The sequence below is a fragment of the Chitinophaga sp. W2I13 genome (assembly GCF_050434005.1).
In the GTDB taxonomy this organism is placed as follows: Bacteria; Bacteroidota; Bacteroidia; order Chitinophagales; family Chitinophagaceae; genus Chitinophaga.
On the sequence record NZ_JBNPWD010000001.1, the window covers coordinates 2,078,402 to 2,104,856 of the forward strand.

The 26,455-nt window shown below is 47.6% G+C and carries 28 protein-coding genes; 8 read left to right on the forward strand and 20 right to left on the reverse strand.

Going from position 1 to position 26,455, the window contains the following annotated elements:
• Nucleotides 1–49 precede the first annotated feature (49 nt).
• The 4 genes from mreD to purD all read right to left on the reverse strand — a co-directional run bounded on the left by mreD (nt 50) and on the right by purD (nt 4,110).
• The gene (gene mreD, locus QFZ48_RS08335; RefSeq protein ID WP_370911148.1) at nt 50–559 is read right to left on the reverse strand and encodes a rod shape-determining protein MreD; all 510 of its coding nucleotides are present in this window, start codon (nt 557–559) and stop codon (nt 50–52) included.
• Nucleotides 556–1,443 (reverse strand): rod shape-determining protein MreC, encoded by an 888-nt coding sequence (gene mreC, locus QFZ48_RS08340; protein WP_429061926.1) that lies wholly within the window; start codon nt 1,441–1,443, stop codon nt 556–558. The genes mreD and mreC overlap by 4 nt, the downstream gene beginning before the upstream one ends.
• Before the next feature lie 92 nt (nt 1,444–1,535).
• Entirely contained in the window at nt 1,536–2,558 is a 1,023-nt protein-coding gene (locus tag QFZ48_RS08345; protein WP_079469708.1) for a rod shape-determining protein, read from the reverse strand.
• 274 nt (nt 2,559–2,832) lie between these two features.
• Nucleotides 2,833–4,110, reverse strand: coding sequence for a phosphoribosylamine--glycine ligase (gene purD, locus QFZ48_RS08350; protein WP_429044107.1), 1,278 nt, complete (start codon nt 4,108–4,110; stop codon nt 2,833–2,835).
• A 170-nt stretch (nt 4,111–4,280) separates the two neighbouring features.
• Between purD and QFZ48_RS08355 the strand changes: the two genes are divergently transcribed.
• The 3 genes from QFZ48_RS08355 to QFZ48_RS08365 all read left to right on the forward strand — a co-directional run bounded on the left by QFZ48_RS08355 (nt 4,281) and on the right by QFZ48_RS08365 (nt 8,790).
• Nucleotides 4,281–5,987 carry a peptide MFS transporter gene (locus tag QFZ48_RS08355; protein WP_429061928.1) on the forward strand — a complete coding sequence of 569 codons (1,707 nt, stop codon included), beginning with the start codon at nt 4,281–4,283 and terminating at the stop codon, nt 5,985–5,987.
• 114 nt (nt 5,988–6,101) lie between these two features.
• Complete coding sequence (locus QFZ48_RS08360) at nt 6,102–8,150, forward strand: OPT family oligopeptide transporter (protein WP_429061929.1); 2,049 nt, start codon at nt 6,102–6,104, stop codon at nt 8,148–8,150.
• Nucleotides 8,151–8,277: 127 nt separating this feature from the next.
• Nucleotides 8,278–8,790, forward strand: a complete 513-nt coding sequence (locus QFZ48_RS08365) for a hypothetical protein (RefSeq protein WP_370911153.1) — start codon at nt 8,278–8,280, stop codon at nt 8,788–8,790.
• Nucleotides 8,791–9,053: 263 nt separating this feature from the next.
• Here the strand turns inward: QFZ48_RS08365 and QFZ48_RS08370 are convergent, their stop codons facing one another.
• The 3 genes from QFZ48_RS08370 to QFZ48_RS08380 all read right to left on the reverse strand — a co-directional run bounded on the left by QFZ48_RS08370 (nt 9,054) and on the right by QFZ48_RS08380 (nt 13,029).
• Nucleotides 9,054–10,259, reverse strand: coding sequence for a DUF1501 domain-containing protein (locus QFZ48_RS08370; RefSeq protein ID WP_429061930.1), 1,206 nt, complete (start codon nt 10,257–10,259; stop codon nt 9,054–9,056).
• 24 nt (nt 10,260–10,283) lie between these two features.
• The gene (locus tag QFZ48_RS08375) at nt 10,284–11,732 is read right to left on the reverse strand and encodes a DUF1800 domain-containing protein (protein WP_429044095.1); all 1,449 of its coding nucleotides are present in this window, start codon (nt 11,730–11,732) and stop codon (nt 10,284–10,286) included.
• Between the two features lie 88 nt (nt 11,733–11,820).
• Nucleotides 11,821–13,029, reverse strand: coding sequence for a molybdopterin molybdotransferase MoeA (locus QFZ48_RS08380; RefSeq protein ID WP_429061931.1), 1,209 nt, complete (start codon nt 13,027–13,029; stop codon nt 11,821–11,823).
• A 47-nt stretch (nt 13,030–13,076) separates the two neighbouring features.
• Here QFZ48_RS08380 and moaC point away from each other — a divergent pair, with 47 nt between their 5' ends.
• A complete protein-coding gene (gene moaC, locus QFZ48_RS08385; RefSeq protein ID WP_429061932.1) occupies nt 13,077–13,562 on the forward strand; it encodes a cyclic pyranopterin monophosphate synthase MoaC in 486 nt (161 codons plus the stop codon).
• Nucleotides 13,546–14,145 (forward strand): NTP transferase domain-containing protein, encoded by a 600-nt coding sequence (locus tag QFZ48_RS08390; RefSeq protein ID WP_429061934.1) that lies wholly within the window; start codon nt 13,546–13,548, stop codon nt 14,143–14,145. Before moaC ends, QFZ48_RS08390 begins: the two co-directional genes overlap by 17 nt.
• A 30-nt stretch (nt 14,146–14,175) precedes the next feature.
• On the opposite strand, the gene QFZ48_RS08395 is transcribed toward QFZ48_RS08390, so the two are convergent.
• Both QFZ48_RS08395 and moaD read right to left on the reverse strand, forming a co-directional pair.
• Nucleotides 14,176–14,577, reverse strand: a complete 402-nt coding sequence (locus QFZ48_RS08395) for a molybdenum cofactor biosynthesis protein MoaE (RefSeq protein WP_370911159.1) — start codon at nt 14,575–14,577, stop codon at nt 14,176–14,178.
• Nucleotides 14,578–14,606: 29 nt separating this feature from the next.
• Nucleotides 14,607–14,840, reverse strand: coding sequence for a molybdopterin converting factor subunit 1 (moaD, locus tag QFZ48_RS08400; RefSeq protein WP_370911160.1), 234 nt, complete (start codon nt 14,838–14,840; stop codon nt 14,607–14,609).
• Nucleotides 14,841–14,915: 75 nt separating this feature from the next.
• On the opposite strand from moaD, the gene QFZ48_RS08405 reads away from it, so the two are divergent.
• Together QFZ48_RS08405 and moaA are read left to right on the forward strand one after the other, a co-directional pair.
• The gene (locus QFZ48_RS08405; RefSeq protein ID WP_429061936.1) at nt 14,916–15,287 is read left to right on the forward strand and encodes a DUF7009 family protein; all 372 of its coding nucleotides are present in this window, start codon (nt 14,916–14,918) and stop codon (nt 15,285–15,287) included.
• Between the two features lie 3 nt (nt 15,288–15,290).
• Entirely contained in the window at nt 15,291–16,268 is a 978-nt protein-coding gene (gene moaA / locus QFZ48_RS08410) for a GTP 3',8-cyclase MoaA (RefSeq protein WP_429061938.1), read from the forward strand.
• A 4-nt stretch (nt 16,269–16,272) separates the two neighbouring features.
• Here moaA and QFZ48_RS08415 read toward each other — a convergent pair whose 3' ends face one another.
• The 6 genes from QFZ48_RS08415 to QFZ48_RS08440 form a co-directional block, all read right to left on the reverse strand.
• Nucleotides 16,273–17,022, reverse strand: a complete 750-nt coding sequence (locus QFZ48_RS08415) for a sulfite exporter TauE/SafE family protein (protein WP_429061940.1) — start codon at nt 17,020–17,022, stop codon at nt 16,273–16,275.
• Between the two features lie 2 nt (nt 17,023–17,024).
• A complete protein-coding gene (locus QFZ48_RS08420) occupies nt 17,025–18,110 on the reverse strand; it encodes a ThiF family adenylyltransferase (protein ID WP_429061941.1) in 1,086 nt (361 codons plus the stop codon).
• Between the two features lie 102 nt (nt 18,111–18,212).
• Complete coding sequence (locus tag QFZ48_RS08425; protein ID WP_429061942.1) at nt 18,213–18,755, reverse strand: N-acetyltransferase family protein; 543 nt, start codon at nt 18,753–18,755, stop codon at nt 18,213–18,215.
• A 130-nt stretch (nt 18,756–18,885) separates the two neighbouring features.
• Complete coding sequence (gene serS, locus QFZ48_RS08430; RefSeq protein WP_370911166.1) at nt 18,886–20,154, reverse strand: serine--tRNA ligase; 1,269 nt, start codon at nt 20,152–20,154, stop codon at nt 18,886–18,888.
• Nucleotides 20,155–20,192: 38 nt separating this feature from the next.
• Nucleotides 20,193–21,860: an NAD+ synthase gene (locus QFZ48_RS08435; protein ID WP_429061943.1), complete on the reverse strand. Its 1,668-nt coding sequence runs from the start codon at nt 21,858–21,860 to the stop codon at nt 20,193–20,195.
• A gap of 32 nt (nt 21,861–21,892) precedes the next feature.
• Nucleotides 21,893–22,579 carry a porin family protein gene (locus QFZ48_RS08440; protein ID WP_429061944.1) on the reverse strand — a complete coding sequence of 229 codons (687 nt, stop codon included), beginning with the start codon at nt 22,577–22,579 and terminating at the stop codon, nt 21,893–21,895.
• A gap of 70 nt (nt 22,580–22,649) precedes the next feature.
• On the opposite strand from QFZ48_RS08440, the gene QFZ48_RS08445 reads away from it, so the two are divergent.
• Nucleotides 22,650–23,687: a hypothetical protein gene (locus QFZ48_RS08445; protein WP_429044061.1), complete on the forward strand. Its 1,038-nt coding sequence runs from the start codon at nt 22,650–22,652 to the stop codon at nt 23,685–23,687.
• Between the two features lie 31 nt (nt 23,688–23,718).
• Here the strand turns inward: QFZ48_RS08445 and apaG are convergent, their stop codons facing one another.
• The 5 genes from apaG to QFZ48_RS08470 all read right to left on the reverse strand — a co-directional run bounded on the left by apaG (nt 23,719) and on the right by QFZ48_RS08470 (nt 26,386).
• Nucleotides 23,719–24,105 (reverse strand): Co2+/Mg2+ efflux protein ApaG, encoded by a 387-nt coding sequence (gene apaG, locus QFZ48_RS08450; RefSeq protein WP_079469727.1) that lies wholly within the window; start codon nt 24,103–24,105, stop codon nt 23,719–23,721.
• Between the two features lie 72 nt (nt 24,106–24,177).
• The gene (locus QFZ48_RS08455; protein WP_429061946.1) at nt 24,178–24,504 is read right to left on the reverse strand and encodes a DUF4157 domain-containing protein; all 327 of its coding nucleotides are present in this window, start codon (nt 24,502–24,504) and stop codon (nt 24,178–24,180) included.
• The gene (locus tag QFZ48_RS08460; protein WP_429044056.1) at nt 24,492–25,436 is read right to left on the reverse strand and encodes a DUF5777 family beta-barrel protein; all 945 of its coding nucleotides are present in this window, start codon (nt 25,434–25,436) and stop codon (nt 24,492–24,494) included. Before QFZ48_RS08460 ends, QFZ48_RS08455 begins: the two co-directional genes overlap by 13 nt.
• Nucleotides 25,437–25,449: 13 nt before the next feature.
• A complete protein-coding gene (locus QFZ48_RS08465; protein ID WP_429061947.1) occupies nt 25,450–25,998 on the reverse strand; it encodes a YceI family protein in 549 nt (182 codons plus the stop codon).
• Nucleotides 25,999–26,014: 16 nt separating this feature from the next.
• The gene (locus QFZ48_RS08470) at nt 26,015–26,386 is read right to left on the reverse strand and encodes a hypothetical protein (RefSeq protein ID WP_370911173.1); all 372 of its coding nucleotides are present in this window, start codon (nt 26,384–26,386) and stop codon (nt 26,015–26,017) included.
• Between the last annotated feature and the right edge of the window lie 69 nt (nt 26,387–26,455).

Consider the following 26,455-nt stretch of genomic DNA (forward strand, 5'->3'; position numbering starts at 1 on the left):
TTAAGGACGGAATTATTTTAAGTTACAAACCTACGTTAAAAAGCAGAAACTATTTCTTCGAGAAGAACAGCAATTCATACAGCACAATCAGGAAAAGACTGGCCAATGTTGAAGAGACGATCTTCATCACCAGGTATAATGGGTTGCCCATACCAAACACTTCCAACGTAAAGAAAAGTGCATGGTGCAGGAATACCAGGATAGCGGCATAGATGAGAAACTGGGACACACCCATACTGGTCATCGAAGGCGTTTTCTGGGTAGTTTCAAAACCTCCCTGTGGTGACAGGATATTGATAATAAACGGACGCAGATAAGCAATGAACACACAGGCGGCAGCATGCATACCCGGCGTATTCATAAACATATCCAGGGAAAGCCCCATCAGCAATCCCAGGAGCATCAGCCCGGGGCGTGGCAGATTAAAAGGCAGCGCCAGGATAAACAGCATATAAAGATAGGGGCTCACCAGCTGGTGCAACAATATTTCATTGAGCACAAACACCTGAATCAGCAGCAGGAGCACGAAGCGGATTATATTTCTTAACAGTATACTCATTTAATCAACTTATACGTTGAATCTTCCAATCTTTGTTGTTCTTCTCTCAACAGGTTTTCTATCACGTATACATATTGCAGGTTGAAGAAATTGGTAGCCAATTTCAACCGGATAGTAAACGAGGTGCTGGCTTTGTCTCCTACGGCAATGCTTTCTACATAGCCGATCGGAATATTTTCAGGGAACAGGGCAGAGAAGCCGCTGGTCACCACGGTATCACCTTTATGAATTTTGGCGCTTTTCGGCACGTCTTTCAGCAGGGCATAGCCGGCGTCTTCACCATCCCAGTGCACGGAACCCATTTCTTTTCCCTGGCCCAGGCGGGCGCTGATGGATACAGAATTGGATTTAGAGAGCATCGACAATACCACGGAGTAGTTGTCGCTCACACTTCTCACCACACCCACCACGCCGCTGCTGCTGATAACGCCCATATTAGGACGGATCCCCTGCAGGCTGCCGCGGTGAATAGTAATATAGTTGACGGGTTTGTTAATGGAGTTGTTGATCACTTTGGCGGAGAAGTACTCGTACCGGCGGATCTGCGTGCCAACAACGCGGTGGGCGGTATCATCGCTGTATTGCCGGATGGTGTCAGTTTTGATCCCGTTGGTGGTTATCATGCTGTCGTAGCTGGTACGGAGCAGGTTGTGCAGGCGCATGTTTTCATTCACCAGGCTGTCGTTGGTCGACTTCAGGTGAAAGTAATACTGTACATTATTATACTTGTCATATAATTTACCGCTGATATCATTTGCGGAACTGAGGTAGGCGGCTCGCTGAAAGTTGTTATGCTGGAATACCAATACCATACAAATCACTTCCAGCAGCAGAAATAAGAAGAAGTTAAAATATCGCCTAAAGAAAATGATTAGATTTCGCACAAGCGCGCACTATTTTAGGATTTGGTTATCCGGATACCCTGTAATTCCCTCCCAATGGGATGAATAACAAAATATCCGGATCACAAATAGTTTTATTGCATCAGGAACGGATACTTACCTACATGCTTTAAGGCAATACCTGTACCTCTTACCACTGCGCGTAACGGATCGTCTGCTACATGCACCGGCAATTTGATTTTTTGGGTAAGACGTTTATCCAGTCCGCGCAGCAATGCACCGCCACCGGTCAGGTATAAACCCCTGCGGTAAATATCTGAGGCCAGCTCAGGAGGCGTTGTTTCCAGCGCTTTCAGGATGGCTTCTTCGATTTTAAAGATAGATTTATCAAGGGCTTCCGCAATTTCCTGGTAAGATACCATGATTTGCTTGGGGATGCCGGTTACCAGATCCCGTCCGTTAACAGGAATATCATCTGGTGGGTTATCCAGTTCTTTCAGGGCTGATCCGATGTGGATCTTAATCTGTTCAGCAGTTCTTTCACCGATCAGGAGGCTATGATAGCGGCGCAGGGCTTCCATGATATCAGCCGTGAACTCGTCACCGGCGATACGGATACTCTGGTCGCAAACAATACCCGCCAGTGCTATTACCGAAATACCGGTAGTACCACCGCCTATGTCAATGATCATATTACCTACAGGCTCTTCTACATCAATGCCGATACCCAGGGCAGCTGCCATTGGCTCGTGCAACAAGTATACTTCCTTTGCGCCGGCCTGTTCAGCAGAGTCACGTACAGCTCTCTTTTCCACTTCCGTAATGCTGGAAGGAATACAGATCACCATCCGCCAGCTTGGTGCAAACAAGGGCTTTTTGGGGTAAACCATTTTTATGAGTTCCCTGAGCATTCCTTCAGCGGCATTAAAATCCGCTATCACGCCATCTTTCAGGGGACGTATAGTACGAAGATATTCGTGTGTTTTTTCGTGCATCATCATGGCCTTTTTTCCAACTGCCACAATTTTGCCACTAGCCCGTTCTATCGCTACAATGGAAGGCTCGTCCACTACCACCTGGTCATTATGAATTATCAGCGTGTTCGCTGTACCAAGATCAATCGCGATTTCCTGCGTTAAAAAATTAAAAAATCCCATTGTTGATACGGTCAAAAATTAGAATGCAAAAATGAATAATTCCAACGAATATACGATGCAAAAAATGGATATTCTTGCAATAATACAGCTAAATATTAAAAAAAGTTATTTGTTGTACAAACGGCATAGTAACTGCTCTCTTTATGCTCCGACCAGATGAACGGGATAACCCCGTTTTAATTGTTCCTACTGCCTAAAATTGTGCCTTTACAAGTCCCGCTTCTCAATTGTCCTGTACCAGTCCTCCCTACTGTAAATTAACTCCGGCTAACGTCTAAACAAATTCGTACCCGATATCCCTGCGGTATACCTTACCATCAAATGCAATCTGCTCCGCTGTTTGTACAGAATGAGCCAGTGCCATCGACAGGTCAGACGCCAGTGAAGTAATGGCTAATACCCGGCCGCCGTTGGTCAGCACCTCATCGCCTTCCTGCCGTGTACCGGCATGAAACACGATCTGGTCGCGGGTAGGCGCCGGAATTCCATGGATCACCTTATTCTTTTCGTATGCTTCGGGATATCCTTTTGATACCAGCATCACCGTAGCAGCGGCACGCTCGTCGGCGTAAATCGTTTGCCCGCTCAGTTTGCCGGTCATTACTGCAGTAAACAGTTCCAACGCATCATTCTTCAAACGTGGCATCACAACTTCCGTTTCCGGATCGCCCATACGGCAGTTGTATTCAATTACAAAGGGCGAACCCTCTACATTAATCAGGCCAAAAAACACAAAGCCATGATACACAATACCTTCCTTGGAAAGGCCTGCTATCGTGGGCCGGATCACTTCATCCTCCACTTTTTTCATAAACGCTGCATCGGCAAACGGTACCGGCGACACCGCACCCATACCACCGGTATTCAACCCAAGGTCACCTTCTCCAATCCTTTTATAATCCTTTGCTTCCGGTAATATCTTATAGGTATGACCATCGGTGATCGCAAATACAGACAACTCAATACCCGTCAGGAACTGCTCCACTACTACCGTTTTACTGGCATCGCCAAACTTGGCTGATTTGATCATCTGCTCAAACTCCTCGGCCGCCTCTTCATAAGAAGTTGCTATCACCACACCCTTACCTGCCGCCAGGCCATCGGCCTTTAATACAATTGGTAAGGAGTGCTGCTGAAGATAGGCCAGCCCTTCCTCATAATTCTTTTCACTGAATTCACGGTAAGCAGCAGTAGGTATATTGTTCCGCTGCATAAACAGCTTGGCATAAGCCTTACTGCCTTCCAGCTGGGCGCCTTCCTTTGAAGGACCCAGTACCGGGATATGCTGTAACAGTTCATCTTTCTGAAAGAAATCATAGATCCCGTTTACCAGGGCCTCTTCAGATCCGGGCAATACCAGGTCTATCGCATTATCCAGGCAAAAGGTCTTTATCTTATCAAATTCACTTACACCCATGTTAACGTTCGTGCCGCATTGAGCGGTACCAGCATTACCCGGTGCTATAAATAGTTGACCGCAAAGGGTGCTTTGTGACATTTTAAGGGCCAGTGCGTGTTCCCGGCCACCACTTCCAAGTAATAGTATGTTCATATGAATTGCCTAATAAATGCAGATGCGAAAGAAAGTGCAAAGAAAGATCAAAAAACCGCAAAAAATGAGCATTTATACCATTTTTTTACGCAGATTAACGATTTTATTTAACTTGCCATATTTAAAGGTTCACGAAATCTGAAACAACTATTGCTAAAACTAACCAATTTATGATGCAAACTACTGTTGCACAAGAGTCCCCTATTGCCTCTGAGAAGGGCCACCCTAAAGGGCTCTCAGTATTATTTGCCACGGAAATGTGGGAACGGTTTAATTTTTATGGTATGCGGGCGTTACTTACGCTCTTCCTGGTAAATGCACTGGCTTTCTCTGAAGCAGATTCCTCTATCATTTACGGGGGCTTTCTCGGCTTATGTTATCTCACCCCCATGCTGGGAGGATACATATCCGACAGGTATCTCGGTAACAGGAACTGTATCATATTAGGCGGTTTTATAATGGGCGTTGGCCAGCTCCTCATGGTCCTCAGCGCCACCATCTATGCCTCCAATGTGGAAACAGCCAAAACCATCGTTTGGCTCGCCCTTTTCATCATCATCTTTGGTAACGGCTTCTTTAAACCCAACATCTCTTCTATGGTGGGCCAGCTGTATCCGAAAAACGACGGCCGCCTCGATTCCGCTTTCACCATCTTTTATATGGGTATCAACATGGGCGCCTTCCTCGGCATGCTCATTTGCCCTATCCTCGGCGACGTGAAAGTAGACGGCGTGAGAATGGTCAGCGCTTTCAAATGGGGCTTCCTCGCCGCCAGTATAGCCATGTTCACCGGAACCATCCTGTTCTTCTTCCTGAAAGATAAATACGTGGTAAAACCAACCGGTGAAGCTATCGGCGCCAAACCGGATTTCTCCAAAGTTTCTGCCGTAACCGGCGAAGCCGATAAAGCCAAATTTACTACCAGCGCTATCCTCGGTGTACTGGTGTTAATGGTGGTACTGTTTTTCGGTATCCACTACCTGTCGCTCGATCCCAACCCCATCAAATCATGGGTGTATCCTTTTATATATGCAGCCGGTATCAGCCTCGCTGTACTGATCCTTACCGATAAATCTATTACCAATGTAGAAAGACAACAGATCACCGTTATCTACTTCGTGGCCTTTTTCGTGATCTTCTTCTGGGCCTGCTTCGAACAAGCCGGTTCCTCCCTTACCTTTGTAGCTGATTACCAGACAGATCGCCGCCTCTTCGGCTGGGATATGCCTCCTTCCTTCGTTCAAAACGCCAACTCTATTTTCATCATCGTATTTGCATTGCCCTTCAGCTGGTTATGGCTCAAATTACAGCAACGCAACCTGGAGCCGATCTCCCCGATGAAACAATCACTTGGATTGGCATTACTGGCGCTCGGATTTTTTATCATCGCCATACAAATGAAAAATCTCGGACCTAATGAGAAACTGGGCGTAAGCTGGTTGATCCTGATGTACCTTTTCCATACCCTCGGCGAATTATGCCTGTCTCCGATAGGCTTGTCACTGGTATCCAAACTGGCGCCTCACCGTTTCTCCTCCCTGCTCATGGGAGTATGGTTCCTCGCCAATGCCGCCGGTTATGCACTGGCCGGCACCCTGGGCGCATTGCTGCCTCCAACCCTGGATAAATACAAACTCGCTACCGATAACGGTATCGACCTGAAAGGCATCCTGGATGGTACCATCACCGCTACCGCACAGCAAATGGATAAATTACAGGAACTTAAACTGGCTACACATTACCCAACCTTCGCAGGCTTCACCATCCACAACCTCTATGAGTTTTTCATGGTGTTTGTAATCCTGCCAGGCGCCGCAGCGGTGCTGCTGTTCCTGTCTACCAGCTTCCTGAAAAAATGGATGCACGGTATCAGGTAAGTCAACCTTATTACAAAAAGGAAAGGAGGAAAGCTGATAACTTTCCTCCTTTCCTTTTTTAAAAGTAAATTCATTGCTTATAACATCTCTACCTGTAAATCCATAAACGATCTTATGTCCGATAACAACTTCAAACCCTTTGTTTCACCCGGCGTACAAATGAAAGAATTTACGCTGAAATCCATTTTGCTCGGCTGTATCTTCGGTATCATCTTCGGTGCTGCCACCGTGTACCTGGCGCTGAAAGCAGGTCTTACCGTTTCTGCTTCCATTCCTATTGCCGTTATCGCTATTACCTTAGGAAGAAAATTTTTCAAGACCACCATTCTCGAAAACAACATCATCCAAACGACCGGGTCTGCCGGCGAATCCATCGCTGCAGGCGTGGTATTCACCCTGCCGGGATTCCTGTTCCTCAGTGACGGCGGCGGCACACAGTTCTTTAATTACTTTACCATCCTCATCCTGGCCATCTTCGGTGGTATCCTCGGTACGCTGATGATGATCCCGCTGAGAAAATCACTGATCGTAAAAGAACATAAAACCCTGCCTTATCCTGAAGGCACCGCCTGCGGTGATGTGCTGATAGCAGGAGAGAAAGGCGGCGACTTTGCCAAAACCGCCTTCTACGGGCTGGGCTTTGCTTTTGCCTATGCCATCCTTCAAAAGATTCTGCATGTGATTGCCGAAACACCGGAATACATGACCAAACAGGCCAGTAAATTTTTCCCTTCCGCCAAACTCAGCGCCGATATCACCCCGGAGTATATGGGCGTTGGTTATATCATCGGACCACGCATTGCCGGAGTACTGGTAGCCGGCGGCGTACTGTCGTGGCTGGCACTCATTCCTTTGCTCGCATCATTGCTGCCGGCAGATGTGATCGCCACCCAGCTGGTCAAAATAGGCTACCTCGCTAATTTGCAAACACCGGGCGGGCAGGGCGACTGGAACCCGCTCACCCATACTTTTGCAGATTATTCTTCCGCTGTTTATTATGCATACGTAAGACAAATCGGTGCCGGAGCAGTAGCAGCAGGCGGTTTCATCACCCTGCTGAAAACCATCCCTACTATCATTTCTTCTTTCAAAGGAAGTATCGGCGCTATCAAAGATGGCTCGGGCAATACAGATGAGAAAGGAAATGTACCCAGAACAGAAAGAGACCTCAGTTTGAAAGTAGTGCTGTTCGGCAGCCTTGCCCTCATCCTGCTGATGGCTTTCTTACCACAGCTTCCAGGTGATTCTATCGGCAAAAAATTACTGGTAGGTCTGCTGGTAGTGGTGTTCGGCGCCTTCTTCGTTACCGTATCCAGCCGCATTGTGGGCCTCATCGGCTCTTCCAATAATCCTATTTCCGGTATGACCATCGCCACACTGATGGGCACCTGCCTGGTATTCATCGCAGTAGGCTGGACCGGCAAATTATATGAACCAATGGCCCTGGTGGTAGGCGGTATGATCTGCATTGCAGCGGCCAATGCCGGCGGTACTTCCCAGGACCTGAAATCAGGCTACATCGTAGGCGCAACGCCCATGTACCAGCAAATAGCACTGTTCATTGGCGCCATTGTATCGTCTGTGATGATAGGTTTAACAGTGAAGTTCCTGGATAAGCCTACGGCAGATATGATTGCGCACGGGGTTACTGAACACGCAATCGGCAGCGCATACTATCCTGCCCCGCAAGGCACGCTCATGGCTACACTGGCGAAAGGTATCCTTTCATTTAACCTCGACTGGCAATTTGTATTGGTGGGTGTGTTTCTGGCGATAACGATGGAACTATGTAATATTAATTCGCTCTCCTTCGCAGTAGGCGCGTATCTTCCATTGTCCACTACACTGCCCATCTTTGTTGGCGGCGCTATCCGTGGTGTGGTTGATCACAAACAAAAGAAAGCCAATAAAAAATTATCTCCGGAGGAAGAAGAACTGGGCAAAGGCAACCTTTTTGCTACAGGTCTTGTGGCCGGGGGCGCCGTTGCCGGCGTGATCATCGCCATCCTCGCAGGTTTCGACTGGTCGGCCGTCATTCTTGCCAAACTCAATAGCCAACAGCTGCTCACAAATATCCTCGGGCCGGGTGGGTATTACATAATAGGATGCGCCTTTTTTGCGTTTATGGGCTGGTACCTGTACCGCACCGCCCGCAAAGCCTAGATCCAACTTTTCAAGATCAATACCGATGCCGGTAACAGGGTGTAACAATCCATTACCGGCATCCGTTTTTATTTTTTAAATGTTTAATTTAGCCGGGGATTAATTAAAACTGATTATAATATAACCTATGCGCATATTAGTTACCGCAATGCTCAGCGCCATTGTTTTACTGGGCATCTCCTGCGGCAAGGATAAAGATGATAGCCGCCAACGCAGATTTATATCATTGAAGCTGGACGACCGGGTTTATCTTTCAGAAAATCCAAAAGGCATTATCACCCTGCCAAATCTTACGGATGAAAACCCGGACAATGATTATCCTACTATGGAAATCACCGGCCAGAGCTATAACGGGGATGTGATCACCTTTAGCTTAGCTACCGCATCCATGCCCTTCAAACCAGGCGTATATCCCGCTACCCAGAAAGGAAACGGTTTACTGATTGCCCTCAACAGCACTTACTACACCAACCTCACCTCTGCAGGAAGCACTGATTTTCAAATCACCATCACCCACATAGACAACCTCAACGTAGAAGGAACCTTTTCCGGAACACTCAAAGACGCCAGCGGCGCTGGCGGAACACGCGTTACCAAAAACGGCGCGTTCAGAGCGATGATTAGTCAGCAGGGCCAGTAGGCGGAGGGATCGCCTTCGGCGATTTTAAATTGTCTTGGAGCACTGATTACGCTGATTATACTGATTGGCTTGATTTGATTACGTTTGATTTTTTTGATTTTTTATAAGATGATAAAGGGAGATAAAAGCGATATCCGCATTTATCTCCCTTTATCTTATAAATTCAAAAATTAAAATCAAACGTAATCAAATCAAGCCAATCAAGCCAATCAGTATAATCAGCGTAATCAGTGCTCCAAGACAATTTAAAAGCGCCGAAGGCGCTAAACAAACGACAAATGTGGGTACGTTGCCTTCAGCACCGCCTTGTCATCAGCGCCCAGCCAGTTGGATAGCAGCGTGGCGTACACGCTTTTGAAGTCAACCTGGTATTGCAGGTCCCCGTCTTTCAGGTTAAGCAGGTCTGGACCATCGTTGATAAGTCCGGGTTGCTTTAAACTGCCGCCCACCAGGAACATATTATTCGCGGTGCCATGATCAGTACCTCCACTGGCGTTCTGACTTACTCTTCTTCCAAATTCAGAGAAAGTCATTACTACCACATCTTCAAAACGATGATTCGCTTTCAGGTCATCTGTAAATACTGTTAACGCATCGCTCAGCTGGCCAAATAAACGGGCTTGCTGGTCCTGCTGGTTTACATGGGTATCAAAACTGCCATGCGACACATAATATACTTTGGTATTGATATCCGACATCACCAGGTTGGCAATGGTGCGCAGGTTCCTTCCCAGCTCTGTATTGGGATAGGGGGCAGAAGACTTATATGTTTTAAACTGTTGCTGGATATAGGCTGCGGAAGAAATGGTTTCACCCATCGTTTTGTACAGGTAATCCGCATTATTATGATGATCGTTATCTGTGGTATGCTGCTTTAAAAGCTCCGCAAAATATTTATCATTACTGGTGCCGTAAAGCCTTGCAGGGTCTGTCATGGCAAGACCCTTGTCGCTGTCGCCTTTCAGCGCCAGGCTCAGGGTATCATCTATTTCCAGCGCCTGTGTTGGTTTATCGCATCCCTTGCATTGGGCGTCGAGATAACGGCCTATCCAGCCATCCGACCAGTACTCGTTCGACTGGCTCGCCGAATGCCAGATATCCATGGAGCGGAAATGCGAGCGGTCGGGGTTAGGATAGCCTACGTTATTGAGAATACCCAGTGCGCCGTCATCATACAGGGCCTTTAATCCTTTCAGCGCAGGGTGTATTCCCAGGTCGTCATTCAGGGAAAGGGCTGCTTCCTTTTTTATGCCCAGCGCCGGGCGCGCCTTATAATAAATATCGTTGCGATAGGGAATAACTGTATTCAATCCGTCGTTACCGCCGGATAGCTGGATGATCACCAGTACTTTGTTGCCCGGGGGCGCCAGATGCCCTCTTTCCAGGGCTTTCAGGAATTTCGGCATCATCACCGCGGCAGAAGCCAGTGAACCCACCTGTAAAAAACGACGCCTGTTGAGAATCAGCATAGCATAACTTTTAGCGGTTAGTAGTTAACACAATTGATATTCCGGTGTACTCATCACATCAATTGTTACCGTTTTAATATAGTTTTCCCGGCTGCTGCTATCAGCATATTTTTCCAGCAGCTGACGGCTTATATTGCCGGGCTGCTGTAACAAAACACCGGCAATTTCATCGGCGAGCCGCTCTCTTGGTACCTTTTCGTAGCCGGCCACATAAGGGTCCCAGTTTATATTTGCGTTCACCTTCTTTGCGAATTGCCGCTTCAGGAAATCATTGATCTGCAGCGTCATTTTATAGTTAGCGCCTTCGCCCATTTCAGGAGTCAGCTCTTTAGGCTTCACATTAAACGCCTGCGAGTATAATATCACCTGGGGCACACGTAGCCGGAACATCAGGCTGGAGCTGTCGATCCAGTTCCGCCCGCCAGGCCAGCCGGCTACATTAGGCGGATAAAAAAGCAGCTGACCCAATACCCGCTGAAACAACAACATCACTTCTTCCTTTTCAAACGTCATGGGAATAGTTCTGCGGATGCCTGCCAGCAATTCCACGGGCGATTTTATCCGGTTGCCGATGATATCGGGACTGTAAAACCAGTCGGCCATAAATATTTCCCGCATCAGGGATTTGATGTTGTAACCCGACTGGTAAAACTTTTCCGACAGCGCGGTGATACGTGCTTCATCAGGGGTTTCAGACACAAAATACTGATATATTTTTGCGGTAATGAACCTGGCGGTATGCCGTTGCTCCAAAAGTATTTTCAGTACATCATCTCCATTAAAATTTCCCTGTTTGCCCAGGAAATTTTTCACGCCTTCGTCGTGCTGTTTTTGCCGGAAAACAAAAGCGCCTGTTTCATCAAAGCCCCATCCGGTAAAGGCTCTTGCCGCTTCTTTCACATCCTGTTCGGAATAATTGCCTCTTCCCATCGTGAACAGTTCCATCACTTCGCGGGCAAAATTTTCGTTGGGATGTTGTTTACGGTTCTGCTGATTATTAAGAAATTGCAGCATAGCCGGGCTTTTAGATACCGCACCGAGCAGATCTCCAAAATTGCCGAGTGCATTTTCACGGACCACCGACAACAACTGCTGATTAAATAATACATTTTGCGTACGGCAGGCGAAATGCCCATGCCAGAAAAGACTCATTTTTTCGCGGAGAGGATGCTCGCTCTGCACCATGGCATTTACCCAGGATACATTCAGGTCTTTAATGCCCTGGTCATTCATTTGCCGCACACTTTTCTTTTCCTCCGGCGTCATCGTTTTCTGCTTCCGGTAATCCGGAAGATCATCTGCGGCTACTACATCCACAGAAGTAACTGACGCTCTTGCAGGGCCGATAAGTATCTTATTCACAATTTTTTCCCGCCTTTTGCTTTCCCAGTGAGAGATCACGGGGAGGGTTTCTCCAAAGCCAGCGCGCCAGGCGAGATGTTGCATCTGAATTTTACGGGCAACTTCAGCCATAAGCATTAATTTATGATGAGACTATCAAATGCAGAACGGGTTTAACCAATGAAAGGCTTCTCACAGAAATAATTACCGGGAACGGTTGTTAACGGAACCTCCACACCTGGTAACTGCTTCCTTTCTCAAAAACACTTTCTTCCAATGGCAGGGTGAGAAAAGCATCTGCTTTAAGCAAACTGGCCAGATCGCCCGAACCCTGGTAGGGCTGCGGTATGGCCAGCAGCACGCCATTGGGTTGTGATTGCAGCTTTACCGGCAAATAATATTCCAGGGCTGCATCGAAAATAACTTTCTCCGATAGCTGTGCGTAACAAGGCTCCGGTAAGGCCGCTCCCATAGCGGATTGTATCCACGCGTGAATGTACCTGTAAAAACACATAAAGCCCGATACGGGGTTGCCGGGTAAGGCAAACACAACGGGACCGTCATTAAAAGTACCAAACAGGAACGGCTTGCCCGGCCGCTGCTGTACTTTGTGAAATACCTGTTGCATTCCCAGCTGTTGCAGCACAGCAGGCAGGTAGTCAAACATGCCTGCACTTACCGCACCGGAGCTGATCCAAATATCGGTTTCGTCCAGCAGTGGCTGGAGCTGGTCTTTCATGGCTGCTTCATCGTCCAGGAGGTGTACATAACGGGCAGGAACACCCATTTCTGCCAGTGAGGCCAACAGGCTGTATACATTGGAAATGCGCACCTGGTGGGGCTCTGGCGTTTCGTGTACCGCTACCAGTTCATCCCCTGTAGCAATTACCACCACCCGCGGAAGTTTGCTTACTTCTACTATGGTCTGGCCCACTGTGGCCAGCACACCGGCTTCAGCCGGGCCAATACGGGTACCGGGTTTAATCAGCACCGTGCCGGCATCCACATCTGAACCTTTTTTATGAATATTCTGTCCCTTCTTCACGGCGCCCTGAATAGTAAAACGCCGGAACCCTTCGTGTTCCGAAGGTGTAAGGTGTTCATACTGAACAACGGTATCTGTCATTTCCGGTAAAATGGCGCCGGTCATCACTTCTATACAATTGGCAGTATTGGAAAGCTGCAGCTGCGGAGTGCCTGCAGCCTGTACATCTTCCACGCCAAAAATATGCTGCCCGCGGGCAAAGCTGTCGTAGTTAACAGCAATACCGTCCATCGTTACACGGTCAAATGGCGGAAAGGGCCTGTCGGCCAGTACAGGCTCCCGCAAAATACGGCCGGCAGCGGATTCAAACGGTACCATTTCAGTACCGGGGTCCCGCACAGTTTGCATCACAGCCTCAAATGCAGCAGCAACAGTCAACATCATTTTGAATTACTTTTGTATCAGGTGAACTTGTTTAAATTTATGCTTTTATGTCCAATGAATCAAGTAATGCTTTTTCACATCTGAACGAGAGCGGCCAGCCTGCAATGGTCGACATCAGCGGCAAACTGGATACTTATCGTATAGCCGTTGCCGAGAGCCGTGTTTACCTCCCGCAGGTGATACGCGACCAGTTCCAGGGACAGGACATCCAAACCCGCAAAGGTGGCGTGTTTCAAACCGCTATCATCGCCGGTATTATGGCCGCGAAAAAAACACCGGAACTCATCCCGCTTTGTCATACCTTACTGCTGGATGGTTGCGATGTACAGATCCACCTCCAAGGAGAAGAAGCCATTATCCGCTGCACCGTAAAAACCAACGGTAAAACAGGCGTGGAAATGGAAGCCCTCACCGGCGCCAGCGTGGCGGCATTGACCATTTACGATATGTGCAAAGCGCTTACCCAGGATATGGTTATCCGGGAAACAAAACTCATCAGCAAAACAGGCGGCAAACATGACTATAACCGGTAATAAAGCGCCACTGAAAGGACTGGTGCTCTGCGGCGGCTTCAGCACCCGCATGCAGGAAGATAAAAGCAGCATTAACTATCATGGGATGCCTCAATGGCAATACCTGGTTACTTTACTGCAATCGTTGCTGCCGGAAGTATACATTTCCTGCCGTGGCGATCAGCAGGAACATTTTGCCGGTTACCCTAACCTGGTACCGGATTCGGTGCCTTTTGGCGGGCCATCCGCCGGATTGCTGAGCGCACACGCGCTGCAACCGGAAGCAGCCTGGCTGGTGCTTGCCGTTGACCTGCCCCTGCTCAGTAAACAAAGCCTGGAACTGCTTATCACCCAACGTGACGTCACCAAAGCGGCTACCACTTTTGTGAGTCCGGTCAACGATTTGCCGGAACCACTCATTGCCATATGGGAACCAGCTGGTTTAATTGCGCTGTTGGAAAATGTAACCGCCGGGAAAAACTGCCCGCGGAAAACCATGCTGAGTAACAGCATCGCCCTTCTTAAAAATCCATATGCAGCAGAACAGTTTAATGCCAACACGCCCGAAGAAAAGGCGGAAGCATTGAAGGACCTGGAGAAATAAGCAACGGGATATTATTCAATCATTGCAGGACTACACAATTTCACCATCTGCAAAAAATTCCTTTTTCCAGATAGGTACCGTTTCTTTGAGGGTGTCTATCGCAAATTCACAGGCGTCGAACGCTATCCCCCGGTGAGCAGAAGCCACTGCTATTACCACTGCGAGGTCGCCGGGATACTTATCCCCAACGGCATGCAGCATGGCCAGGCGCTGTACATCCCATTTTTCCGCTACCTGCGCCGCTATTTTCTGCATTTCAGAAATAGCCATCGCCTCATAACATTCGTAAAATAATTTTAATACCGGCCGTTGTTTGGTGTGATTACGCACGGTACCGGCAAAAATTACCTCTCCGCCGCATTCCGGCGCCTGGATGAAGGCCAGCGCTTCTTCCACGGTAATGGTATCTTTAATATCTATTAATATTTCCATCTCTTAAATACTAAAACTGAAAACTATACTCAACCTCCGCTTACCGGCGGGATCACCGCAATTTCATCCTGGCCGCTTATCTCCTGTGTATCAGCCGCGTACGTCCGGTTTACCGCTATCATCACGGAACGGAGCTGCTGCAACGACGGATATACCTCATACAACCAGGCTTTCAAAGTGGCTACATCTGTAATATGTTCCGGTTTCTCCAGTACCGGCACACCAGCAATATCTTTTGCTGCTCCAAACAATAATATGCCCATACATTGTAAATTGTTGGTTAAAACTACAATATAGCCCGATAAAGTAGTAATTTTAATACGGCAGAAATCAATTTTATGAAAATACGGTTAAGAGGCAACAGCATAAGATATCGTTTGGATAAAGCGGATGTGGAACTCCTGGAAACTACAGGAAAAGTGGAATCAATTACGCATATAGGCGCCGGTGCCCTCCATTTCTGCCTCCGGGGAAAAGATATTTCCGATCCCATCATAAAGATGGAACACGATGGTGTACACCTGCTGCTCCCGCTTCCCCGTCTTGCTGCCTGGTACGCACCCGACCAGGTAGGTTTTGAACTGATCCTGCCCAACGCCGATGGATCATCACTGACTATCCTGGTGGAGAAAGATTTTAAATGTCTTACAGACAGAAATGAGGACGAAAGCCAGTCATTCGATAATCCGATGGCGGGGAAAAACTGCTGATAAATGCTAACAGATGCACATCATCGTATCATAGATTACGTACGCTTGTCGGTAACAGACCGGTGTAACCTCCGTTGCACTTACTGTATGCCGGAAAATATGCATTTTGTGCAACGCAAGGCATTACTTACCGACGATGAAATTTTACGGCTGCTGCAAACTCTCGCAACCGCCGGTATCTCTAAAATAAGGATCACCGGTGGTGAACCTTTTCTCCGGCCGGGCCTGATGACCCTCCTGGAAAAAATAAAAGCCATTCCAGGTATCAGCGAAATAGCTATCACCACAAATGGCGTCTTAACACAGGCATATATCTCTGCTTTGCAGCAACTTGGCATCACGCATATCAACCTGAGCCTGGATACCCTGCAGGCCGACCGCTTTCTGCAAATCACCCGGCGCAACCGGTTCTCCGCAGTAATGGACACCCTGCAAAGCCTGCTGCAACACAACATGGAGGTGAAGATCAACGCCGTGGTAATGGAAAACGTGAATACCGATGAACTCAATGCCTTCACCGCACTTACACGCGATAATGCACTGTCCGTAAGGTTTATAGAAGAAATGCCCTTTAACGGGCAGGGACATACGTTTTCAGGTATCGTATGGAACTATCATAAAATCCTGTCTGTAATAGGCGAAAATTATACGCTGCAAAAAATAGCGGATGCGCCACATTCCACTTCTCTCAATTATCACATCCCCGGCCATAAAGGCAATATCGGCGTAATTCCCGCTTATAGCCGCACTTTTTGCGGCACCTGTAACCGTCTTCGTATATCCGCTACCGGTAGTATGAAAACATGTTTGTATGGCAACGATGTGTTAAACGTAAAAGAGATGATGAGAGATGAACTGCAGCAACATCTTCTGCTGCCGGCCATACAATCAGCCATCCATGCACGTTTTGCCAATGGCTTCGAAGCAGAACAGCATCATACCGAAAAAAATATGGAAAGCATGTCGGTAATAGGTGGTTAACTATTTACTTCAGCAACATCTGCACACCCGCATACAGGATCAGCAACGCCGTAGCACCAGCCACCCACCAGGGATTCAACACTCTCGCACTCAGCCGCGCACCAATTTGTCCGCCGGCAATAACCGCCAGCAGCAAAGGCCCTGCAAACTTCACATCAAACACAATGGCATGCTTTGCCGCCTGGCCGCATAAACCGGCAATAGAATTTACGAGAATAAAAAAACTGCTCAACCCCGCAATATTCTTAGCGGTGTCGTATTTGCCCAAACGCAGCACGGGCGAAAGATAGATGCCGCCGCCGATTCCCGTCATACCGGAGAGCAACCCAATACCGCCGCCAATAATCCCATACGCTACACCATTCCCTTTATTGGCAGGGATAATCGGCTCTTCTTTCTCAAAAAACAAACGGTAGCACATCAGCACCGCCGCCAGCGTAAGCGCAAGTCCCAGCAACAGGAAAAAGGTAGCCTGCTTCATAGGTAAGTAACTGCCCGCAAAAGCCAGCGGCACGCTTACCAGCGACAACTGCCACGCTTTTTTTAAAGGCAGGTGGCCGTTTTTGTAAAAATGATAAACGCCGCCGGTCACCACTGCTACATTACACAGCAAAGCAGTAGACTTCATCAGCTGAAAATCTACTGCCCAGAAAGGCAACGACAAAATAGCCAGGTAGCTGGAACCGCCGCCAAAACCTGCAGCAGAGTAGGCCAATGCCACTATAAAAAAGAGGATACAAAGTTCAGGGATCACGGTTAATAGGTTTGCATCTGGTGATCAATAACACTGGCCCAGGCATGAATACCGCCTTCCACATTGTATATACGGTTAAAGCCCAGTTCCGTTAAACGTTGTGCCACAGCGCGACTTCGCATGCCGTGATGACAAAGCACCGCTACCGGCACATCATCAGGGATAGCAGACATTTGCTGTAATACGCGCCCCATCGGGATATGCACGGATTGCGGAATACGACAGATCTCCCACTCATCATCTTCCCGCACATCCAGCAGCATAAAACGGATATCCCGCTGCAACCAGTCGTTTAATTGCTGTACGGATAAAGATTGTACCCCTTCCAGTTCACAAACTGTTTGCTGGTAGTTTGCCTGCAGCGCCGTGATTTCCCGGTTGGCTGCTACCGGGGTGATATTAAAGGTAAGATGGGTATTGTTCAGGGTATCAATGGTCATCAGTTGATTGCGCAGCGGTGTGCCGATACCGGTAATTACTTTCACTGTTTCATTGGCCATATAACAGCCGATGATACCTGGCAAAACGCCCAGCACGCCTATGTCGTTGCAGTTGAGCATTTCACCGCTTTCCGGCGCCTCGGGGAAAATACAGCGGTAGGTAGCGCCCTCCTGGTAGTTAAATACGCTTAGTTGGCCTTCGTATTTATAGATGGCGCCGTATACCAGTGGTTTGCCGGTAATTACACAGGCGTCGTTCACCAGGTAGCGGGTGCCGAAATTATCTGAACCATCCACAATGACGTCGTATTCCTGGAAAAGCGCCAGTGCATTATCTGTAGTGAGCCAGGTGTCGTGTATCACATGGGTTATCTCCGGATTCAACTGCTGCAGGCGTTTTACGGCCTGTTCTACCTTGGATTTCCCCTGGTCGGCAGTAGTATATAATACCTGTCGTTGCAGGTTGGTGATGGAAACAACATCATGCTCCACAACGCCTATTTTCCCGACTCCCATGGAGGTAAGATATTGCAACACGGGTACACCGAGGCCGCCGGCGCCGATTACCAGCACTTTTGCCTGTTGCAGTAATGCCTGTTTTGCGGAGCCAAATCCTTCCAGTCTTGTTTGCCTGTCATATCTGTCCATACTGCTTCATTTAGACACTAAAATTAATTGTATTCGGAGAAATTTTCCAGGTGTTTTTCGGGAGAAGGATTCCTACACCTCCGGGGTGTTGCGGGCAGCTTGTCAGCGTTTTAACTCCAGGTACATGGTTACCAGGTCTACATAACTGCCGTCTTTCTGCATAATGCCATTGGGCAGGCGGCCACATTCCATGAAGCCGAAATTGCGGTACAGCTGCATGGCTTTTTCATTGGTGGAAAAAACATGCAGGTAAATCAGGCGCAGTGCGGGGCGCGATTCAGTCCACCGCAGCATGGCGGTGAGCAGGCGCCGGCCAATACCCATATTGTTCCATTGCTTTTCCACGGCAATGCCTATCTCCGCGGTATGCGCTTTTTTATGCAAACCGGTGTGGTTTACGTTGATGGAGCCAATGATCTGGTCCTTTACAACGGCTACCAGCAGGAGCTGGTTGGGATTATCGGTGTAAGACTGGATATAATCCTCTTCAGACGCAATGTCCAGCTCCATGGATTCACTGCGGGTAAAGAGCAGGTAATCCGTTTCCCGGGTCAGGCGCTGGAAACTGGCCAGCAGCGCTGCTGCATCATTGTGTTCGGGAGGGCGAATGATGAGTTCGTCGCCGGTGGGCAGGAAATGTTTCATAATAGAATACCGGGTGGAAATTACGAATTCCAAACGACGAATGACGGATTTCAGGCAATTGTTAGCGGGCATTACTCCGTTTACAATCTCCCTGCGAATCCGTCATCCGTTAAAGATTATCCGTAATGGCTTATATCTTGTGGCTGCCGAAATAGGTTTGCAGCACGGTTGGTATCTGTATGCCTTCCGCGGTTTGGTTGTTTTCCAGCAGGCAGGCCATGATACGCGGCAATGCCAGGGAACTTCCGTTCAAAGAGTGCAGCAGCTGCGGCTTACCATTGTTTTCTTTGAACCGTATTTTCATGCGGTGGGTTTGGTAAGCTTCAAAGTTGCTCACAGAGCTTACTTCCAGCCATTTCTGCTGGGCAGCGCTGTATACTTCGAAATCGTAGGTAATAGCAGAAGTAAAGCCCATATCACCGGCGCATAAACGAAGAATGCGGTAAGGCAGCTCCAGCTGGTTCAGCAACGCTTCTACGTGCGCTACCATTTCATCCAGTGCCTCATAAGATTTATCGGGATGTACCAGTTGCACAATTTCTACTTTATCAAACTGGTGAACACGGTTCAAACCACGTACATCTTTACCATAGGAACCGGCTTCACGGCGGAAACAAGGCGTATACGCAGTCATCTTCACCGGCAGGTCGGTATCTTTTATGATCTCATCGCGGTAAATATTGGTCACCGGTACTTCTGCAGTGGGAATGAGATAATAGTTATCCGCCGTTGCATGATACATCTGGCCTTCTTTATCCGGCAGCTGGCCGGTGCCATAGGCAGATGCTTCGTTCACCAGGTATGGCGGCGCATATTCAGTATAGCCGTTGAGGGTATTATAATCCAGGAAGTATTGGATCAGCGCGCGTTGTAAGCGGGCGCCCCTGTTTTTGAAGACAGGAAAACCACTGCCGGTAATTTTGTTCCCCAGCTCAAAGTCAATGAGGTCGTACTGTTTGGCCAGGTCCCAGTGTGGAACGGCGCCTGCATACAGGTCAGGAATTTTTCCACCCTTGCGGATTTCCACGTTTTCTTCCGGCGTTTTACCGGCGGGCACCATCGCAGCGGGCAGGTTAGGAAGTTTCACCAGGGCATCCTGCAATGCTTTTTCGGTGGCATTCAGCTCTTCATTCACAGGGCCGAGGCGGTCTTTCAAAGCCGCTACAGCAGCACGTTGCGCTTCTCCTTCTTCCTTTTTCCCCTGGGCCATCAGTTTACCGATTTCTTTGGATAAACTGTTCACCTGGGCCTGTGTTTCATCGTATTCGAGGGTTAACTTCTTGCGCTTGTCATCCAGCGCCAGCACTTCTTCTACTACTTCCAGCTCCTTGAAATTCTTAAATGCCAGGCGCTCCAATACCAACTCTTTATTTTGACGTATAAACGGTACTTGTAACATGTTGTATGATCAAATTTTAGCAAATATATTAAAATAGCTTAACTCAGGTACTTCCCTACAATGGGCACTCTGCGGCCTACACCAAAGGCTTTGGAGGATACCCGTATAATAGGGCAGAATTGATTTCTCTTGTATTCATTGGTATTCACCATCTTTAAGGCCCGCGAAACCAATGCAGCATCGAAGCCCTGAGCAACTATTTCGCGCGGTCCCTGACGGCGCTCTATGTACTGATAAAGTATCCTGTCGAGGATCGCATAGTCCGGTAAACTGTCGCTGTCCTTCTGATCCGGCCGTAGCTCCGCAGAAGGCGCTTTGTCAATAATATTGGCCGGTATGATCTCTTTCTCCCGGTTAATATATCTTGCCAGTGAATATACCTGCATCTTATACACATCTCCCAAAACGCTCAATCCGCCCGCCATATCTCCATATAACGTACCATAACCGGTAGACAGCTCACTCTTATTGGATGTGTTCAGCAGGATATAACCAAACTTGTTGGATAAGCCCATCAGCAGGTTACCCCGTATGCGCGACTGCATATTTTCTTCTGCCACATTAAATGGCAATCCTTTGAAATAAGGCTCCAGCGTGGTTAAAAACGTTTCGTAAATATCGTTGATACGGATAACATCATGCGGGTTATCCAGGTTTTCGGATAGCGCCACGGCATCATCTACAGAATGACTGGTAGAGTAGGGAGAAGGCATCAGGATAGCCCGCACATTTTCCTTACCCAACGCATCGCAGGCAATAGCCAGTGTTACGGCACTGTCGATTCCGCCTGAAGAGCCGAGGATAGCCTTTGTAAAGCCCATCTTACCAAAATAATCTTTAATTCCCAACACCAGGGCATCATAGATGCGATCAATATTATGGTCAAATACCAGCTCGGTGAGCGGCGTAAAATCAACAGGTTTCACCGGTGGCAAATGGCTGCCAACCAGCATTTCCAACTCCATGCCGCCCATCGCTTCTTCAAAGTAAGGCAGCTCTTTCACTACATTACCCTGCGCATCATAAATGAGGGAGCCTCCGTCAAATACAATTTCCGTTTGGGAACCCACGGTATTGCAGTAATACATCGGGATCTTATACTTCAATACATTGGCGAGAATAATTTCTTTGCGGTCTTCATCATGATCATAATCAAACGGAGAAGCGGAGAGGTTAATCATCACATCCGGCTCCTGTGCAATCAGCTGGTCCATCGGGCAAACACGGTACAGGGGATTATCTCCCAGGTTCCAGATATCTTCACAAATGGTAACAGCCAGCTTTTTGCCTTTAAACGGGATGATATTCCATTCAATAGACGGTTCAAAATAACGGTATTCATCAAACACATCATAGGTAGGCAACAGCGTTTTATGCACCACCTGTTTTACTTCGCCTTCATATAAAAACCAGGCGGCGTTAAACAGGTCTTTGCCCTCCCGTTGCGGGTTGCGGGCCGGACCGCCCACCAGCACGGCAATATCTTTGGTATGCGCTTTTATAACATCTATCGCATGATAGCATTGCGCAATAAAATCTTCAAATTCAAGAAAATCACGCGGAGGGTAACTACATACACATAACTCGGAAAACACTACCAGGTCGGCGCCCTGTGCCTTTGCCGCATGGATGCCGTCGATGATCTTTGCCGTATTCTTTTCAAAATTGCCAATATGATAATTCTGCTGTGCCAGTATAATATTCATGGTAAAAATATTCAATTAAAAAAGAGGGAAAACTAGAAAAATACACCCAGCCGGAGAGCAAAGCTATTCATATTCACCCTTCCGTCGTCCCATTTGCCGTTACGGGTTACGTCCACAAAACCGTTCTGGTAGGTAATGCCTGCCATACCAGTAAGATTGGCGCCCAGCGGATATTCTATGCCCGCTCCTAATAACATGCCTATGTTGATACGGTTCATTTGGGGTAAGATATTCACCTTATCATAGGTTTGCCCCATCGACACTACATCTGCGCGGCCGGTGATAGGAAAATCCAGGTAGGTGCCAAACTGTCCCCAGAAACCGATACCACCTTCATCCGGCAAGGTTTTCAGCTTCAATGCCAGCGGTATTTCTATATAGGAAAGCTTCATATTATACTCAGCAGGATTGGCTTTATAATCGCCTAAACCCTTACCTGCATCATATTTCAGCTTGCTGCCGGCCAGTAATACCTGGAACCCCGACGAAAATGCATAAGTACCTTGTTCGTTCAGCTTAAAATCGGCCATCAGTCCGAAGTTCAGGCCTGCTTTGGCACTGTTCCTGTTTACGCCCGATTCCTGTGGCTTCAGGATGGAAACCATCGGGCTCACTGTAAATCCAAGCTTTACTTTTTCCCTGAAAGAATTACCGCCATATTGCGCCATACCAGCTTTCGCCACTCCCATTATCGCCAGTAAAAAGATGATCTTCTTCATAGATGATGCTAATTCGTAATTTTTTATAATACAAGGTAAATAATAATTTTACCTTAGATGAGTTTTAAGAATGATGCAAAGTTACATTAATAAATATACCCTGCTGATAAGTTGCGTGGCAGCCCTGCTGGGTACCGCAGCCTGTAATTCCGGTAATAAAGCGCCGGACGTTAGTCATATAGCCATGAACGTTAGTTTATCGCGTTTCGACTCCGCCCTGTTTACTATTGATACCAATAATATACAACCCGGACTGGCAAAGCTGCATGAAGCATACCCGGTATTCCTGCCCCTGTATATTACGGATATCCTTAACCTGGGCGCGTATTCCGACAGCAACGCAGCGGTACAGCAACAACTGCACCTGTTTTTAACCACACCCGATTTCCGCCAGCTGGAAAAAGCAGTATCTGCCAAATACGGCAGTCATTCCACACTGAAACCAGAACTGGAACAGTGTTTCCGCTATATCAAATACTATATACCTTCTTTCCGTCCGCCCAGAGTAGTCACTTTTATTTCGGGTATCGCCAACTATGGCGCTATCACAGTGGATTCTATCCTGGGCATTGGTTTGGATATGTACATGGGAGAAGATTTTCCACCCTATGCACAGATCCCCGATTACCCGGATTATATGGTGCACCGGTTTGCCCCTCAATACATTACCACCAACTGTATGCAGGTAATCCAGCAACAGTTGTATCCCCCTGCGCGTAAAAACGGGAACCTGCTGGAACAGATGATGGAGGCCGGTAAGCAACAATATTTCCTGGACAAAGTATTACCGGAAACACCGGATACTATCAAGCTGGGATATACGAAAAGCCAGCTGGACTGGTGCCGGGAAAACGAGCGCATGATCTGGCAGTTTTTTGTGCAGAATAACCTGGTATATTCCAGCGACTGGCAGCAGATCAATCATTTTATTGGCGATGGCCCGTCTACACAGGGTATGCCCGAGGGCGCCCCAGGCAAAATTGCCAATTTTGTGGGCTGGCAGATCATAAAAAAGTATATGAGTGAACACAAGGATGTGACCTTGCAGCAATTAATGGAGTCAAAAGAAGTGACGGAGATCTTCAAAGCCTCGAAGTACAGGCCCTGAGAAAGGATTACAGGCTAAACGAAAACGGGTATTAATTCAGTTTAAAGGGAACGACCATCTGGAACTCAGGAATTTTCACTTCCAGTATTTTCTTGTCCAGCTGGTTTTCCATTTGATAAGTACCGTACATCTTGCCGATCTCAGTCCGTAAATTGGATCCCGAGACGTACTGATAAGTTTCACCTGGCGCCAGCAGTGGTTGAACACCTACAACACCTTCTCCTTCTACTTCACGGTGTGTGCCATTGGAATCAATAATGTACCAGTGACGGCGAAGCAGTTTGATAGGGAAAATGTTGTTGTTCTCAATGGTAATACGGTAAGCAAACATGAATTCGCTTCCAATAGGATTTGAATAATCCGGCTGGTAGAATGTTTCCACGCTGATGGTGATGCCCTCTGTTACCTTCTTAACCATAAAATCAACCTTTAACGTAAAAATAAGAAAAATAAAACCAGTGGCTGGAAATTTTCTGACTTTAACGATTCTTTAGACTATTTCAATATCATCCAGTATAGCAGGATCTTCCTCTGAAGCCCTGGCGGCCACCTCTAAAGTGTTATTATAGTAGCCCCTCCGCAGGTATTCGGACAAATATCTCCATAAAAATCCAAAAAAGCCCAGATGCTGGTATTGTTTGATATGACAAGCTTCATGCCGCATCCAGGCTGTATCCGCTAAAAAGCGTTCCCGGGACGCCCCATGTAAGTGGATGGTGCGTCCCAGGACCATGGCTACAGACTGCACCCGCATGAAGCGGGCGGCTGTTTTGGCTAACCATGAATTTTCACGTATGCGGCATTTTATTTTTTCCAATCTTTCTTCCCGAATAACGTAAATCTACGGGAAATATTGAAACCCCAACGGAATTGGCCCTGTAACCAGGAAGTAGTGGTTTCAGGAATAAACTGACTTTCCTGTATGGCAGTGGAGTTGGTGAAAGTAATGCTGAATACGTGACCACCTGTTTCTATTTCCAGTCCGACGGCCAACGGGTTGTAAAAAGAGATGCCCTTCGCAGATTTGAAATAGTCTTTGCTTTCCTGGGAACGGAACGGATAATAGTATTCTGCCAGAAGTCCCATCCTTTTGCTGAGCTTCAGCCTGCCGGCCGCTCCCAGGGCAAACATATTATTCATGTCCATGTATGCCACGTGATTACGGTGCACATAAGTAGGCGACAGGGTAAGTGATAACTTGTCGCCAAATTTCCTAGATACAATAGCCTGGGCCACATACATGAGCCGGTCGGCCCCGTCTTCAAAATAAGCCGCCGAGGTTTTATCCGTGGCAGAAGGCATCCCGCTGATAACGGCGTTACCAAATACGGCCAGCGATAACGGGATATGGTTATCAGTTGTTTGCTGTAAAAAACGGTACTTCACCAGTCCTTCGTACAACTGCTGCAAATCCCCGCTGCCCTTAGTCCGGCTGATACCCACCATGAGGTCGTCGCTCACCCCATATTCAAAAGCAATGCGGATATCGGTTGAATTATCTGTACCGAAAAACGTTTTGGTCCCGCCAAACTCACCACCGGCATCGCCAAAACGGTGGGTAACACGGAAATCCAGTTCGTGCTTGCGCAGCATTTCGGTCGACTGCCCCTGTACAATGCGGGTACTTTTATAGGTATCCCGCACTTTGGTATGACCGGTGGCCGTAGAATCAAAAAGCTTGTCGAGGCTCTGTGCATGTGCACATACAGAGAGCACACAGCATAATAAGATGGTTGATATATACTTCATGGATTGAATGTTGTTATTTACTGTAAGGTGTATAAACTGCATTAACCGTAACGGCTACTACTTCTGCTACATTCTGCACTACCAGGGAAGGTATCTTGATACCGTGATCGGCTACACGAACATTAAAGGTGGATACAGCGGTAAGCGTTGTGCCCTGTGCAGTAATAGTGCCTTTGGCGGTGTAGCTCTTTTCTACCCCGTGAATATTCAGTGTGCCCGTAATCGTTACCGGGTAAGTGCCGTCTTTGCTGAATTCCGGTGATTCATTGATCTTTCCCTTGAATTCTGCAAACGGATATTTATCACTTTCAAGGTAATTTTCGTTAAAATGCTCCTGCATCAGCTTCTTTTTAAACTGGAAAGAACTGATAGGTACTTTAAAAAAAACTTCCTTCGTTTTTGTGTTAAGTGCAGAAGCGCCTTTATCTGTTTTAGCTTCTATATCCTCCAATGGAGAAGACGAAAAAAATGATAAACGGGTATTTTTGCAGGAGTAAACATCCTGTGCAGATGCAGTAACAACCGGTAGCAGGGCAACTGCAAAAATCAATAAGTATTTCATGTTTATCTTTTTTAGGTTATTGATCCGGAAGCCCTTTTGCGATCCAGCAGGCGATAGAGTCTTTTAAACCCTGGCTGAGTGCAGGAAAAGACATTGATTGTGGCATATCTGCCTGTGGACCGGTTACACGGGCCTCAAAAACAGTACGGTTGGCATTAATAAATGTTTTCAGTTTTGCAGCGGTGGAAAAATCTGCCAGAGCGGGCGAGTTGCCGCCCGGATGACAGCCACGGCTGGTACAGTTAGCTTGTATGATCGCAAAAACGGTGGCTGTTGTGATATGGGCTGCATCACAGTCTACCCCGCCACTTACCGGCGCAGGGGCCTGTTCATTTTTACAGGCAGCCAGCAGCAGGCATGCCATTAAAAAAAGCTTGTTCCTTGTCATTGGTCTTTCAAATTTGATTGTAGATAGTAAGTACGGGATGATGAGAGAATTGGTTGCTTCACAGGCAGA

Coding starts and splice junctions, on each gene's coding strand:
- mreD (WP_370911148.1), bottom strand. CDS start 559: ATGAGTATACTGTTAAGAAATATAATCCGCTTCGTGCTCCTGCTGCTG.
- QFZ48_RS08345 (WP_079469708.1), bottom strand. CDS start 2,558: ATGGGATTTTTTAATTTTTTAACGCAGGAAATCGCGATTGATCTTGGT.
- purD (WP_429044107.1), bottom strand. CDS start 4,110: ATGAACATACTATTACTTGGAAGTGGTGGCCGGGAACACGCACTGGCC.
- QFZ48_RS08355 (WP_429061928.1), top strand. CDS start 4,281: ATGATGCAAACTACTGTTGCACAAGAGTCCCCTATTGCCTCTGAGAAG.
- QFZ48_RS08360 (WP_429061929.1), top strand. CDS start 6,102: ATGTCCGATAACAACTTCAAACCCTTTGTTTCACCCGGCGTACAAATG.
- QFZ48_RS08365 (WP_370911153.1), top strand. CDS start 8,278: ATGCGCATATTAGTTACCGCAATGCTCAGCGCCATTGTTTTACTGGGC.
- QFZ48_RS08370 (WP_429061930.1), bottom strand. CDS start 10,259: ATGCTGATTCTCAACAGGCGTCGTTTTTTACAGGTGGGTTCACTGGCT.
- QFZ48_RS08375 (WP_429044095.1), bottom strand. CDS start 11,732: ATGGCTGAAGTTGCCCGTAAAATTCAGATGCAACATCTCGCCTGGCGC.
- QFZ48_RS08380 (WP_429061931.1), bottom strand. CDS start 13,029: ATGATGTTGACTGTTGCTGCTGCATTTGAGGCTGTGATGCAAACTGTG.
- moaC (WP_429061932.1), top strand. CDS start 13,077: ATGTCCAATGAATCAAGTAATGCTTTTTCACATCTGAACGAGAGCGGC.
- QFZ48_RS08390 (WP_429061934.1), top strand. CDS start 13,546: ATGACTATAACCGGTAATAAAGCGCCACTGAAAGGACTGGTGCTCTGC.
- QFZ48_RS08395 (WP_370911159.1), bottom strand. CDS start 14,577: ATGGAAATATTAATAGATATTAAAGATACCATTACCGTGGAAGAAGCG.
- moaD (WP_370911160.1), bottom strand. CDS start 14,840: ATGGGCATATTATTGTTTGGAGCAGCAAAAGATATTGCTGGTGTGCCG.
- QFZ48_RS08405 (WP_429061936.1), top strand. CDS start 14,916: ATGAAAATACGGTTAAGAGGCAACAGCATAAGATATCGTTTGGATAAA.
- moaA (WP_429061938.1), top strand. CDS start 15,291: ATGCTAACAGATGCACATCATCGTATCATAGATTACGTACGCTTGTCG.
- QFZ48_RS08420 (WP_429061941.1), bottom strand. CDS start 18,110: ATGGACAGATATGACAGGCAAACAAGACTGGAAGGATTTGGCTCCGCA.
- QFZ48_RS08425 (WP_429061942.1), bottom strand. CDS start 18,755: ATGAAACATTTCCTGCCCACCGGCGACGAACTCATCATTCGCCCTCCC.
- serS (WP_370911166.1), bottom strand. CDS start 20,154: ATGTTACAAGTACCGTTTATACGTCAAAATAAAGAGTTGGTATTGGAG.
- QFZ48_RS08435 (WP_429061943.1), bottom strand. CDS start 21,860: ATGAATATTATACTGGCACAGCAGAATTATCATATTGGCAATTTTGAA.
- QFZ48_RS08440 (WP_429061944.1), bottom strand. CDS start 22,579: ATGAAGAAGATCATCTTTTTACTGGCGATAATGGGAGTGGCGAAAGCT.
- QFZ48_RS08445 (WP_429044061.1), top strand. CDS start 22,650: ATGATGCAAAGTTACATTAATAAATATACCCTGCTGATAAGTTGCGTG.
- apaG (WP_079469727.1), bottom strand. CDS start 24,105: ATGGTTAAGAAGGTAACAGAGGGCATCACCATCAGCGTGGAAACATTC.
- QFZ48_RS08460 (WP_429044056.1), bottom strand. CDS start 25,436: ATGAAGTATATATCAACCATCTTATTATGCTGTGTGCTCTCTGTATGT.
- QFZ48_RS08465 (WP_429061947.1), bottom strand. CDS start 25,998: ATGAAATACTTATTGATTTTTGCAGTTGCCCTGCTACCGGTTGTTACT.
- QFZ48_RS08470 (WP_370911173.1), bottom strand. CDS start 26,386: ATGACAAGGAACAAGCTTTTTTTAATGGCATGCCTGCTGCTGGCTGCC.